At 58.9% G+C, this 13,470-nt stretch carries 11 protein-coding genes and 1 pseudogene; 10 read left to right on the forward strand and 2 right to left on the reverse strand.

Annotated elements, in window-relative coordinates; all coding sequences use genetic code 11:
• Both OIU37_RS22460 and OIU37_RS22465 read right to left on the reverse strand, forming a co-directional pair.
• A complete protein-coding gene (locus OIU37_RS22460) occupies positions 1 to 870 on the reverse strand; it encodes a branched-chain amino acid ABC transporter permease (protein WP_112597275.1) in 870 nt (289 codons plus the stop codon).
• Between the two features lie 102 nt (positions 871 to 972).
• Entirely contained in the window at positions 973 to 2,184 is a 1,212-nt protein-coding gene (locus OIU37_RS22465; RefSeq protein ID WP_264258676.1) for an ABC transporter substrate-binding protein, read from the reverse strand.
• Between the two features lie 145 nt (positions 2,185 to 2,329).
• Between OIU37_RS22465 and OIU37_RS22470 the strand changes: the two genes are divergently transcribed.
• The 10 genes and pseudogenes from OIU37_RS22470 to OIU37_RS22515 form a co-directional block, all read left to right on the forward strand.
• Positions 2,330 to 3,316 carry an aldo/keto reductase gene (locus tag OIU37_RS22470; RefSeq protein WP_182208082.1) on the forward strand — a complete coding sequence of 329 codons (987 nt, stop codon included), beginning with the start codon at positions 2,330 to 2,332 and terminating at the stop codon, positions 3,314 to 3,316.
• Positions 3,317 to 3,328: 12 nt separating this feature from the next.
• Positions 3,329 to 4,204 (forward strand): amidohydrolase, encoded by an 876-nt coding sequence (locus OIU37_RS22475; RefSeq protein ID WP_264258677.1) that lies wholly within the window; start codon positions 3,329 to 3,331, stop codon positions 4,202 to 4,204.
• A complete protein-coding gene (locus OIU37_RS22480; protein WP_264258678.1) occupies positions 4,201 to 5,181 on the forward strand; it encodes an aldo/keto reductase in 981 nt (326 codons plus the stop codon). Before OIU37_RS22475 ends, OIU37_RS22480 begins: the two co-directional genes overlap by 4 nt.
• 660 nt (positions 5,182 to 5,841) lie before the next feature.
• Positions 5,842 to 6,873, forward strand: coding sequence for a substrate-binding domain-containing protein (locus OIU37_RS22485; protein WP_171603482.1), 1,032 nt, complete (start codon positions 5,842 to 5,844; stop codon positions 6,871 to 6,873).
• Between the two features lie 362 nt (positions 6,874 to 7,235).
• The gene (locus OIU37_RS22490; RefSeq protein ID WP_182208083.1) at positions 7,236 to 8,570 is read left to right on the forward strand and encodes an extracellular solute-binding protein; all 1,335 of its coding nucleotides are present in this window, start codon (positions 7,236 to 7,238) and stop codon (positions 8,568 to 8,570) included.
• 106 nt (positions 8,571 to 8,676) lie between these two features.
• The gene (locus tag OIU37_RS22495; protein ID WP_171603484.1) at positions 8,677 to 9,579 is read left to right on the forward strand and encodes a carbohydrate ABC transporter permease; all 903 of its coding nucleotides are present in this window, start codon (positions 8,677 to 8,679) and stop codon (positions 9,577 to 9,579) included.
• A 1-nt stretch (position 9,580) separates the two neighbouring features.
• Positions 9,581 to 10,432, forward strand: a complete 852-nt coding sequence (locus OIU37_RS22500) for a carbohydrate ABC transporter permease (protein ID WP_171603485.1) — start codon at positions 9,581 to 9,583, stop codon at positions 10,430 to 10,432.
• A gap of 133 nt (positions 10,433 to 10,565) precedes the next feature.
• Positions 10,566 to 11,504 (forward strand): zinc-binding dehydrogenase, encoded by a 939-nt coding sequence (locus OIU37_RS22505; RefSeq protein WP_372353431.1) that lies wholly within the window; start codon positions 10,566 to 10,568, stop codon positions 11,502 to 11,504.
• 70 nt (positions 11,505 to 11,574) lie between these two features.
• Positions 11,575 to 12,456 carry a sugar phosphate isomerase/epimerase gene (locus OIU37_RS22510; protein ID WP_182208085.1) on the forward strand — a complete coding sequence of 294 codons (882 nt, stop codon included), beginning with the start codon at positions 11,575 to 11,577 and terminating at the stop codon, positions 12,454 to 12,456.
• Between the two features lie 676 nt (positions 12,457 to 13,132).
• Positions 13,133 to 13,465 (forward strand): annotated as a pseudogene (locus OIU37_RS22515) (glycoside hydrolase family 95 protein); the annotation flags it as partial.
• Between the last annotated feature and the right edge of the window lie 5 nt (positions 13,466 to 13,470).

Raw genomic sequence — 13,470 nt, forward strand, 5'->3', positions numbered from 1 at the left:
TCAGGCCATTTTCGGGCCGCTCGTGCCACCGAACAGTCCATTCGGGCGGAAGAGCAACACCAGGATCATCAGGGCGAAGGAATAGGCGTCGGTCCAGGCGGAGAAGCCGTAGCCGGCGCTGAAGCCTTCGACGATGCCAAGAATGAGGCCGGCAACGACAGCACCTGTCAGGTTTCCGAGGCCGCCGATCAGCGCCACGGCAAAACCCTTCATGACCATGGTGCCGCCGGTGAACGGCGTGATCGGGAAGAGTGCGATCAGCAACGCACCACCGAGACCGGCAAGGGCGCTGCCGAGCACGAAGACGCCGGTGATGTAGCGGCGGACGGGGATGCCCATCAATGCTGCGGTATCACGATCATCGACCGCTGCGCGAAGTGCGCGCCCGTAGCGGCTGCGGGTGACCATGGCGAAGGTCAGCGCGACGACTGCAATGGTGACCAGAATGACCATGACGCGAACCGAGGCAATACGCACGCCGCCGATCTCCCAGATGCCGGTGAGCGGGCGTGGAATGCTCTTCTGGTTCGGATCGTAGAAGAAGATAACGATGTGCTGCAGCACGACGATCAGGCCGAGAGAGACGATGAAGCCATTGGTTGGGCGCGTCAGCGTGAAGCGAAACAGTCCGCGCTCGAGCACGAAGCCCATGACGCCGACGGCAAGGACGGCGAGCACGAGAGCGATGAAGAATCCGAGGCCGGCTTGGACGGCTAGCCAGGTGACGATGCTGCCGACCATCAGGAATTCGCCATGCGCGAAATTGATGATGCCGGTCAGGCCGAAGATCAAGGTGACCCCGACGGCGATCAGCGTGATGACGCTCGCGATCGACAGGCCGTTGAGGATTTGCTGAATGAGAATGTCCACTGCTCTATTCCGCTGTTGCGGGGACCACACGACGCGGAGTGTCCCATTTTCAATGACGTAATTCCCGCCGGCGCATCGGCCGGCGGGAGCCGCATCGGCAGTTTATTCCGCAGGGGCTTCTGCGGGTGGCTGCTGCATCGCGCAGGAGATGTCGCCGCCGGGTGCCGCCGCGCAGACTTCGGTCGCGTGTGTCACTTGGTGACTCTTGTTGAAGGAGAGATCGTCGGAGACCACGCCCTTATGGTGCAGCGATTCGAGAGCTGCGACGGTCTTGTCCGGATCAAGCGAACCGGCCTTCGTCCAGGCTTCGGCGAGCATGTGGACATAGTCGTAGTAGAGCAGCGAGACCGAGGAGGTCACACCCTTCGGCGCGCCGGCAGCGAAGTAGGCCTTGAAATAGGTTTTCGCATTGGCGTTGGAGGATTCACCCCAGCAGATCGGGACGCAGCTCATGGCGACCGGCACGTCGGCGGTCAGGCCGCGTTCCTTCCAGATGCCCGGGTCGACGCCGAACAGGAAGTAGCTCGGGGCAACGCCGAGTTCGAGCGCCTGCGGCAGCGCGGTCAGGGTCGAGTCGCCATTGTACCAGAAGTGCACGACGTCAGGGTTCAGGCTCTTGGCGCGCGTCAGGAACGGCGAGAAGTCGGTGGTATCGGGCGGATAGGAAATGACTTCGGGGACTTCCTGTCCCTCGGCCTTCAGCGCCTTAACATAATAGGAGGTCAGGAACTGGCCGGTAGCGTCGTTGCCGACGATGACGACGGACTTTTTCAGCGGGTGGCCGACGAGCGGCGTCAGCAAGCTCAGAACCCCGCGGGCCGTCGAGCCGGAGCGCTGGAATTCCTGCGGCTCGGACTGGAAGAGGTAATGGTCTTCGGCGCCGGGGGCGACGGACTGCGGGTTCAGAATTTTTGCCAGCGTGCTGTTGCCGGCAAACTGGATCACCTTGGCGGGCTGGGTGATCTTCGTCATCGCCAGGGTAAAGTCGTGGGTTTCCGAACCGAAGATCGCCGAAACCTTTTCATCGCGAACCAGCTCCTGGGTCGCGGCAATGGCGGTGGCGATATCGGTGCGGTCGTCGCGCTTCACCATCTCGACCTTGTAAGTCTTGTCACCAACCTTGACGCCTCCCGCGTCGTTGATTTCCTTGACGGCGAGGCCGACGCCGGCCGGAAGCGTGTGACCGGCGGACACGAAGGCACCCGATTCAGCCGCGACGACGCCGATCTTGATCGTGTCCTCGGCGGCTGCCAATTGCAGTGACGCGCCGAGGCCGAGCGCAACAGAAATGCCTCCCAATACAAATGATCGCACGGTCTCATCCTCCCAGTGCAGATTTTGCGTACTTACCGGGTTGTCGTACAACCCTGTTTTCTGATAATTGGGTTGACGGAGAATGTCAAGCAAGTCTAACCAGACGGTGCCGGCCCGCCGGCCACCGCGAACGAGGGAGTGAGTTATGCGAACCAAGGGATTCGGCCGCACCGGCCGGAAGGTCAGCGAAATCGGCTTTGGCGCCTGGGCGATCGGCGCCGCCTGGGGTGAGGTCAACGATGAGGAGGCGCTTGCCGCGCTGCATGCAGCACTCGATACCGGCGTCACGTTCATCGATACGGCCGACGTTTATGGCGATGGTCATTCGGAGAAACTGATCGCAAAGGTGATGAAGGAGCGGGGCGGCGAGCGTCCCTATATCGCCACCAAGGCCGGTCGCCGCCTGCCGCAACAGTCGGTCGAAGGCTACAGCGCCGAAAACCTCGAGGGCTGGATCGACCGCAGCCTGAAGAACCTCGAGACCGATAGCCTCGATCTCGTCCAGCTGCATTGCCCGCCGACGGATCTCTACTATCACCCGGAGGTCTTCGGTCGCCTCGACAAGCTGGTCGAGAAGGGCAAGATCCGCAACTACGGCGTCAGCGTCGAGCGCGTCGAGGAGGCGCTGAAGGCGATCGAATATCCTGGCGTCATGAGCGTCCAGATCATCTTCAACGCCTTCCGTCAGCGCCCGATCGAGCACTTCTTCAAGCAGGCAGCGGAAAAGAAGGTGGCGATCATCGCCCGCGTGCCGCTGGCAAGCGGGCTGCTGTCCGGCAAGTTCAAGAAGGACACCAAGTTCGAGAGCAATGACCACCGGCTCTTCAACCGCAACGGCGAAGCCTTCGATGTCGGCGAGACTTTCTCCGGCGTGCCGTATGAGGTCGGTCTGGAGGCAGTCGAAAAAGTTCGCCCACTGGTTTCTGGCGATACCACCATGGCGAAATTCGCGCTCCGCTGGATCCTGATGTTCGACGCCGTCACGGTTGCCATTCCCGGTGCCCGCAATCCGGCGCAGGCGAGCTCCAATGCCGAGGCCGCCAGCTTGCCCGCGATTTCCGACAGCGCGATGCGGGAGATCAAGGCGATCTACGACACCTACATCAAAAACTATGTTCATCAGCGCTGGTAGGGAGATTTATACATGACAAGCCCGATCATCGATTCCCATCATCACTTCTGGGATCCGTCCAGCGGCGGCGACTATGGCTGGCTGAGCGGCCCGTTCGAGCCGATCAACCGCGTCTTCGAGCCGGCTGATCTTCGCCCGGCGCTGCAGAAAAACGGCGTCACCGGCACCGTCCTTGTCCAGACCTGGAACGATCTTGGCGAGACCTGGGACTTCATCCGCACGGCGGAAGCCACGGATTTCGTCGCCGGTGTCGTCGGCTGGGTGGACCTGACAGACCCGAAACTTGGCCAGACGCTTTCCGAGCTCAAGTCTTCGCGCGAGGGTAAATGGCTGGTCGGCGTGCGTCACCTGATCCAGACGGAGAGCGATCCGAACTGGCTGCTGCGCGCCGATGTGAAAGCGGGGCTGCTTGTCGTTCAGGCTTCAGGTCTTGTCTATGATCTGGTGCCCAACCTGCCGCAGTTGCCGTCCTGCATCACCACAACGCAGACCTTCGCTGAGATGCGCTTCGTGCTCGACCACATCTCGAAGCCCGAAATCCGCAATCGCGGCTTCGACGAATGGGCGGTGCTGATCCGGCAGTTCAGAGGGCAGCGCAATCATGTCTGGTGCAAGCTGTCGGGTATGGTCACCGAAGCGAACTGGCAGAGCTGGACGCCGCAGGATCTCAAGCCCTACGTCCATGAAGTGCTCGACGTCTTTGGCACGGATCGCTGCATGTTCGGCACCGACTGGCCGGTCTGCCTCGTCGCGGCGAGCTACGACCGCGTCGTCGAGGCGCTGCAGGAATGCCTCAAGGATCTTTCCAGTGCTGAGCGTGAACGGATCTTCGGGCTGAACGCCGTCGAGGCCTATCGTCTCCCCGGCTTTCAGGAGCGCAAGGCATGACAAGCAGGATCGGCTTTGCCTCGCGCCTCGGCTTCGGCGCCAGCGGCATCGGCACGCTCTATCGCGATGTCACCGAGGCGCAGGCCGCCGAGGTGCTGGCTGCGGCCTATGACGGCGGATTGCGCTATTTCGATACCGCGCCGCTCTACGGTCATGGGCTGAGCGAGTTGCGTCTCGGCACCTTCCTGCGGACCATCGACCGGCAGACGGTCACCGTCTCGACCAAGGCCGGCCGCTATATGGCGCCGCCCTATGGCGAGACGGTCGATTACGGCCTCTGGGCCTCGCCGCTGCGCCTCAAGCCGGTCTTCGACTACAGCTATGCCGGAACGATGCGCTCGCTAGAACAATCGGCAAACCGTCTCGGCATCGCGGATTTCGATCTGGTCTATATCCACGATATCGATCGCTTCACCCATGGGAATGCCTATGAGCGGCGCTTCAACGAGGCCGTCGAAGGTTGTTACCGGGCGCTCGACGACCTCAGAACGGCCGGTCACATCAAGGCGATCGGTGTCGGCGTCAACGAGAGTGATGTCGCGACGCGGTTCATCAAGGCCTGCGCGCTCGATGCCGTTATGATGGCCGGGCGCTATACGCTCCTCGACCGCACTGCTGAAGCAGACCTGTTGCCGGAGGCGGCGCGCCAGGGTGTGGAGATCGTTGTCGCCGGGGTGTTCAATTCGGGCATTCTCGCCACGGGTCCGGGCAATTCAGGCACGACCTTCGATTACGGCGCTCCGCCCGAGCATGTGGTCGTGAGGGCAAAGCAGATCGAGGAAATCTGCACGCATCACGGCGTTCCGCTGCAGGCGGCGGCGATCCAGTTTCCCTTTCGCAACCCGCAGGTCTCCGCTGCGGTCCTTGGCATGAGCCGGCCGGAACGCATTGCGCAGAACCTTGACTGGGCGAAGTTCTCCATCCCGAAAGCACTTTGGGGTGAGATCGAAGCGCTTTTCGAGTCCATCCGCCAATAGGCGAAGCCTAATGATGCTGGCGCGGCAGCCGCGCTGGCATCCTCAGCTACCGTTTGGGTATCCTAAGCATGCGACTGCAGACCGAAGCATCAAATCAGTTTAGGCCCCGATACAACGATCACATCGTATCGTCACATGCTTGCGCCACGACGACTCCAAAGGACAATTCGCAAAGATGACAGCAGTCCGACTGACAAAAGTGGTGGCAGAGGCGCTGTCCTGCCGGGTCCACTTGTGGCGCACGCTCGCCCGCCGATGGATCCCACCCTACATCGAGTAATTCCAAAACCTCCGCGGCAAGGCTGGCTTTGATGGCTTCTGCGGCGTTCTCAACGTGATCGTCTCTTTTGGCGTAGTGCAAAAGTTTCGCGATCCTAACATTACGGGCATTGTATAGAGGCGGTATTGAATCGTGGTCTTAACTAGGTCGCCTGCCTGAAGAAGGAAGAGCCAGCTGCAATCGGCTGTCTAAAGATCCTCAGTCCAATCGGAAAGCGGTTTGAGGAATAACTGCTGCAATACTCGCGATTAACACAGCGGCCTCTATGCCAGATTGCGAGGTTTTGATGGATCATTGGCAACGCTCCGTTCTTGATTGCACCTGCAGCTCCGATTAGTAACCGATGATCAGTTGCAGCAAGATGGTAGCGATATCTCCGAATGAATCAACAAAAGCCCAGAGCGACGCTACGAACCCTTGCCCAGTACCTCGGCATTTCCGTCACCACGGTTAGCCGAGCACTGAAAGATGGGGCCGAGGTAAACGCGGAGACTATCGATCGAGTTAAGCGCGCGGCTGACAAGCTTGGGTATAGGCCCAACACAGGCGGCGTTAATCTTCGCTCGGGCCGATCGCAGTCGATTGCAATGGTGCTTTCATTCGAACGACAAGAGCAGCTTAACATCGTGACTGCTTCACTCCTGGTTGGCGTCTCCACGGCCATGAGAGCGAGAGGGTTTCGCACCGGTATCGTTCCTCATCTGCAGCATGACGATCCGCTCGAGATTGTCCGCAATCTCGCCCGCGAAGGGTCTGTCGATGGCATCATCATAACCCATACACGTCCTCAGGACGAGCGCGTGAAATACTTGCTCGAAGTCGGGATGCCGTTCGTCACCTTTGGCCGAACGGAGCTTTTGAGCGCTCACCCTTATGTTGACATCGACCACGAACAGATCGGCGCGGACGCTGCAAAGTTACTGCTCGACAACGGACATCCGGCTCCCCTGCTTTTCGCGCCATCGAGCCAGTTCTCTTACAGTCTGCAATTCGTGAAAGGCTGGACTAAAACCTTCAACGCTCGCAACCTGACCGTGCCCGACGAATTGATCCACTTCTCCGCCACGACGCCGCAAAGCGGCGTTGATATGGCGCGCGAGGTGCTGCTCCGCCATCCAGAGTCGACAGGTGCCTTCGTTGCCTCGGACGAGGCGGGGTTGGGGTTCATCACTGCGATGCATCAGGCGGGTCGGCAGATCGGTAAGGATTTCGGCCTTATCACCTATGGCGGCGCGAGACTACACGACTTTCTGAGCCCACCGACAAGCGCGTTCCACTACCCGCACGCCGGAATCGCCGACCTGCTTTCCGAAATGCTCGCCGGCGCAATCGATGGCAACGACTACGCGCAACTCCGCCGCGTGGTCCCCGGTGAATTTATCGATCATGGCAGTCATATCCTTAAGCCATAAATATCCGTAACGTTATGGATCGGACTTCTGCGCTTTCGCGTGCGGAGGCCTAAAGCCAACGGTTTTGCGGTTGACAAACGCTCATTGATCGCTATTCGTAACGTTACGGATTGCGTCGAGCTACTCGACGTCGGCCGACAGGAAGTTAAAAAAGCCTGCCGCAATGGTCTTGAGGAGGACCACGCCCGCCGGCCACCGGTATCTGAGCCTTGGGAACTGATGTCGCGGTGTCGCCGGAAGCAGCGGAGAACTGAAACAAACTTCATGAGATTGGGATCCCGCGGCGGCCGATACCGCGCCGTTTCGGGAAGGAGAATTCGTGTGCTGCGCGGGATCCCCCGCCGGCTTGAGAGGAGGACCTTATGAACTACACAGTGACTAAATTGACCCGCAGCGCATCGTCGCTACTGCTTGTTACGGCAATAAGTCTTGCAACGACCGCCATCGCCCGCGCGGACGTAACCTTGACGGCGATGTTCCCCTTCACCAAGGTGGACCCCGACTATGCGCGGCTTCAGGAAACCTATGAGCGGTTTCATGCCGCAAATCCCGACATCACGATCAATTTCGACTACCTCGATCATGATGCCTATCATAACAAGATGCAGGCTTTGGCGATCTCGGGCAACTTGCCTGACATTCTCACACTTTGGCCCGGAAAACGCACCGGTTACCTCACGGGTCGCGGCTACGCCAAGGATCTTCGCGACCTCATCAAGCGCGACGGCGTCGATAAGCTCCTGCGCCCTGTGTCTACCCAGGCGCAGGCTGCCACCGGCGAGGTTTACGAGATCGGAGTGCCCTTCGTAAACTTTACCAATGTGGTCTACGTGAACCGCAAGCTGTTAAACGAGGTTAAGCTCGACTATCCAAAGACGCTCGGCGAAATGATCGGACAAGCGAAGACCATCCGCGCCGCAGGATATCGTCCGGCCGTCTTCGGCGATCAATCGAGCTGGGTGCTGCAGTCTTGCCTGCTGTCGGTGATGGTCGGTCGCATGGGCACACCTGAATGGTTTGCCAATGTCCTTAAAGGCGCCGATGGCGCAGCCTTCACGGATGCGCCTTTCGTCGGCGCGCTCAAGAAAATTCGCGAAATGGTCGATGCCGGCTTCATCGATCCCAGTGAGCCTTCTACGACACGCGAACAGGCGCTCTCCGCGTTCGTGAGCGGCCGTAGCGTCTACTTTATCGGAGGCATTTGGGAAGTGGTAAATCTTACTTCGGCCTTGCCGCCGGAACTGAAGGCGGACGTCGAAATTCATTCGCTTCCAGAAATCGAGGGCGCCGCACTCGCCGGTTCTGACTCCTCCTCCGGCCAGCCTTCCACGGGATTCGGCATGTCCGCCAAACTCGACGACACAAAGAGTGAAGCGGCGTGGAAGTGGATCAAGTTCAATCTCGATCCATCCAACAAGGACATCGATATCAAATACGGAATGCTGCCGATCTACGCTCAAGACGTGGGTATCGGCGACATGTTGAGCGATCCGCTGGCGAAGAAAAGCTACGCGTTTTCGTCGTCCATCACCCATGTGCTGCCGGTTCTTGATGATCGCCTGGACGCCGAAGGGGTTATGCAGGTCGTCAATGCCGGGTTGCAAGAACTGGTTCTAGGGTCGGTCACGCCGGAGGAACTCGCTGCAAAATACGAAGCCTGGGTCGGGGCGAACGACAGCAACCGTAAGGCCAAATAGACGCCCAGCTGAACTCCGAAGCAGCCTCGAAGGATGCTCTCGCCAGCGTTTGGCGGGAGTATCCCAGAAAATCTCACCCATCGCATCGATAAAGAGAGAGCCTGACGTGGCTTCCGTAGCAAAATCCGATCGCCTGAGCTATGCGATACTGACCACACCGGCTCTACTCATCTACGGGCTCGTGATCGTCATCCCGGTCGTCTACAGTCTCGTGCTGAGCTTCACCGACTGGGCGGGCGTGGGCATTCCGAACTTCATCGGCTTTACCAACTACGTGGTGATGTTTTCCGATCCCATCTTCTGGTGGGGCCTGCGAAACAACGGCCTTGTCATCCTGGTGTCACTGATCGGACAGATCCCGCTGGGCTTCTTCCTTGCCTATGTCATCTATCGACGCCTTGTGCGCGGCGTGGGCTTCTTTGAGGCCGTGATATTTTTTCCGGCGCTGCTGAGCCCCGTCGTCGTGGCGTTGCTGTTTGGGGTCGTCTTCGCCCCCACCGGCCTGGTTTCACAGATCATCGGCCGGGCTGTAGGCGATCCGATGTTTTCGCTCTCCGTATTCAATTCGAAGAACACGGCAATACTGCCCTATCTGATTGTGCTCCTGTGGATGTATACCGGCATCTACTTCATCATCTTTCTCGCCAACCTGCAGAAGACGAGTCCGGAGATGCTGGAGGCGGCCGTGCTTGACGGCGCAAATGAGTGGCACATCCTGAAGTCGCTTATCCTGCCGCAGCAGGTCCCCGTATTCCTGACTTCGGCGATCTATGCGGTCGCGGGAAGCCTCAAAAGCTTCGAAATTCTTTGGATCATGACAAATGGCGGCCCAAGCTACTACAGCAACGTGCTCGGCCTCTACATGATCCAGAATACCTTCTCATTCTACAAATACGGCTTCGGCAGCGCGATTTCGGTGGTCCTCATTCTGCTCAGCGTATTTCTGATTTTGATACTCTCTGCCATCGCCGCGCGGTTCACGCGCGCCTACGAAGAAGGGACCCGCTAGAATGTCGAGGTTCATCTCTGGTCAGGCCACGGTTCCAGTGCCGTTTCGGATTGCTGCCTACGCCGCGCTTGGATTCTTCACGGTATTTACGACGTTTCCGCTCATCTGGCTTACCTATACGTCGTTCAAACCGGAGACGGAGATCGTCTCCAACATGGTTGCCCTTCCGGTTAACTGGACGCTGACGAACTACATCCAGGCCTGGAAGCTCGGGGAGTTCTCTCACCTGTTCGTCAATAGCCTGATCTTCTGTGTGACGACGACTGTCATCGTGGTGTTATTTTCTATTTCGGCGGCATTTGCCTTCACCAAGATCCCGTCGAGGCTAACCCCGTTTCTCTTTTCGTTTATCGTCATGGGACTGCTGGTAACGATTTCGTCATCAATCGTGCCGCTGTTCATCGCGGCTAATTTCCTCGGCCTGACCAATACCCATCTCGGAATTATCATCCCATATGTCGCGTTCAACATCTCCTTCGCAGTCTATTTGGCGGCGGCCTTTGTTCGTTCCATTCCCAACGAGCTGATCGAGGCTGCCAAGATGGACGGCGCCGGCTATCTGAGGATTTACGTTTCGATTGTGCTGCCCATGGCGCGACCGATCATTACGACGATCGCCATTTTCACGTTTCATGCCTGCTGGGTGGAATATGTGCTGGTGTATATGATGTCTTCGGACACAACGATACGCACGGTCCAAGTCGGTCTTAGTCTTCTCAAAGGGCAGCTCTCATTCAACTTCGGCTTTCTGTTTGCAGCAGTGGTAATTTCCAGCCTGCCGCTGCTGGTTCTCTACCTTGTGTTTAGAAAGCATCTCCAGGCCGGGTTCTCCATGGGCGCGGTGAAGGGCTGAGGCCCGCTCGTGCAAGATCTGTCATTCTTCAAGAACGGGAGTAACGAACATTCTTTGCGTAGAGATTCTCGGACCGCGCCAGGCGCAGGTCATCCATCGGCCGGAACCGCAAGCATCCGGTGATATAGTCAAGATCAGGGTTCTGGTTGCTCCCATGTGTACGGAGTGGCAATCCTGGCGCGCCGGCAAGTTATCGTGCGAGCTTGGCCACGAGGCTGTGGGTGAGGTTGTTGACGCTGCGCAATCGACACGCCTGAAGGTCGGAGACCGCGTCATCGTCATGCCGCATGCCGGCTGCGGCATTTGTCCCGCTTGCCGCGCTGGCGAGCACATCCACTGCACGTCGCAACGCGATCTGCTGAACGAGACTGGTTCATCGTCCGGCATAGGTTGTTATGCCGAGTATCTATTGAAGCCGGACTACCTGCTGCAGCCAGTTCCCGACGACATCGAGACGCATCATGCCGCGATGGCGATCTGTGCTCTCGGCCCGAGTTTCACGTCGATGCATCGCATGCGGGTAAGCGCGCAAGACACCGTCCTGATTTCGGGCTGCGGCGCGGTCGGCCTTGGGGCGATCATCAACGCCCGTACCATCGGCGCGCGTGTCATCGCGCTTGAATTGAACCCGTACCGCGCGGCGCTCGCGCAGGATCTGGGTGCGGAGTTGGTCATCGACCCCCGCGCGCCGGACCTTCTCGATCAAGTGCGAGCCGCAAGCGGCGGCTACGGCGTCGACGCGGCCCTCGATACCAGTAACAATGAGGGCGCTCCCGCCGTAGTCCTCGAATTGGTGCGAGCGCGAGGCAGGCTTGCCTTCGTTACCTGGAGCGGATCGCTGCCGGTCAACCGCATCACGGGAAAGGGAGTCGACATCTTCGGCACCTGGCACTGGAACCACGATGTCTTCGCCGATGAATTGTTGCAACGCGTGCGCGACGTTCGACCGCTGCTCGACAAACTGACCACGCATCGCTTCGCTATGCCGGAGATCGGGTCTGCCTTTGCTCTTCAGGAAACTGGCAATTGCGGAAAGGTACTGCTTTATCCGGGCAAAGTCGCGCAGGCTTGACGGCCGAGAAAAATATTCGGCCGTCGAAGCGGCGACGGCTCGCTAACGGAGTTAACTTGGGAGATAGATCATGACCTTTAGAGTCGGTGGCTATGGGATCGATTACGACGGTGACCCCGAAGCATATGCGCGCGCGCATGTCGAATTCGGGTACAATGCGGCCTACATGCCGAACATCAAGCTTGAGAACCGCGAAGAAATCGCCGCGCTCGTGAAGAGTTTCGCGGCGGCCGATCTCGTCATTGCCGAGGGCGGAGCATGGAAGAACCTGATTGCCCACGATGATGCGACGCGCAAGGCCAATCTCGAATATGCGGTGCATCAATTGGCTCTCGCGGATGAGCTGGGAGCAGGGGCCATCGTCGCCTATCATGGAACTGTCGGCCATCCGGGAGACCCGTGGCAGCTGAGCGACAATTACGACTATGGACCGCATCCAGACAATCAGAGCGAGGCTGGCTTCCAACGCGCCGTCGATACCGCCCGCTATGTGATCGATACAGTGAAGCCAAAGCGTGCGAAGTTCTCTTTGGAGATGGTGCCGTGGCTGGTGACCGATAGCCCGGAGAACTACCTCAAACTGCTGAAGGCGATCGATCGGCGGCAGTTCGGAGCTCATATCGACGCTGCAAATATGGTCATCACGCCGCGACTCTATTTCAATACAGGAAAGATGATTCAAGATTGTTTCGCCCTTCTTGGACCCTGGATCGTTTCGTGCCACGCGAAGGATCTGGTGATGAAAGGCGGACCTGGAACGATCTCTTTCCATTTGGATGAGGTCGTGCCTGGCGAAGGTAATCTCGACTACGCGGCTTATGTCACCGAGATTGCCAAACTCGGGCGCGAAGTTCCGCTCATGCTCGAGCATTTCGATGTGCCCGGCTACCGGCGTGGACTTGCGCACATCAAGACGGTCGCCCGTGCCGCAGGGCTATTGGAGGCTGAGTGATAACCGGTAACCCATAGCGGCGACTGAGGAAATTAACGTCATTTGCACCGGACTAGGAGACCCAGCAGACTCGCTCGAGACCCTATAACCGCAGGAAATAGGCGCGGATGAAGCTGCGTCTTTGGTGGCCCTCCGGGGTCGGTCGCAGCAAGTAACTATGATTCCAACCGGTAAGGGCTCCGGGCTTCGGCCGGAGCTCTTATACGACGTGGAAGCGCGATTGCGTGGTGCTTGTTGGTATAGGATGAAAGTTCGGTACAGATCAAGTTGACCGAGGTACCGCAGGCCGGCCGGTCACACAAAATCGACGTGACTGTCGACATGATCGAGTACCTCGGCGGAACCCGCTATCTGTACGGCCGTCTCCCGATGACACGGCCATTGTCGTCGAGGCGCGTGCCCGCATCGACATCACCGCCGGCGAGCAGATCGGCGTCACCTTCAACGAAAACGACGTGATGCTCTTCGACGCGGCCGGCAAGCGGGTCCGCTAGAGCGCACACACACTTTTATGACGAAAAGGCAAGAAATGTCGAACATACTTGGTACGGGCGCGAAGCCTGGTCGATTGGACAAGAGCCCTTCCTGTCGGTAACGGCCGGCTTCCCTTCCTCGAAAGAGTGCGCACGGCACGCGCGCGCCTTCTGCCGGACCGGATCGGTATGCAGGCCAACTTCAGGAATGGCTCGAGGATTGGGACATGGATGTGTCGGAAATCGATCATCGACACGTCTCCCATCTCTACGCTGCATATCTCGGTCTTGCCATCGATACGATCGATACGCCGGAGCTCGCAACAGCAGCCAAGCGGACGCTCAACATCCGCGGAGACAATGCGACCGGCTGGGGCATCGCCTGGCGTATCTGCCTCTGGGCCCGTCTGGGCGATGGCGGACGCGCCTGATCCGTTTTGAAGAAACAGCTGTCGCCGTCTCGCACCTACGCCAATCTCTTCGATGCCCATCCGCCGTTCCAGGTTGATGGCAACTTCGGCACCGCGGCCGGCATCTGCGA

Origin of the sequence: Rhizobium sp. BT-226, assembly GCF_025847085.2 — a bacterium.
Classification (GTDB): Bacteria; Pseudomonadota; Alphaproteobacteria; order Rhizobiales; family Rhizobiaceae; genus Rhizobium; species Rhizobium sophorae.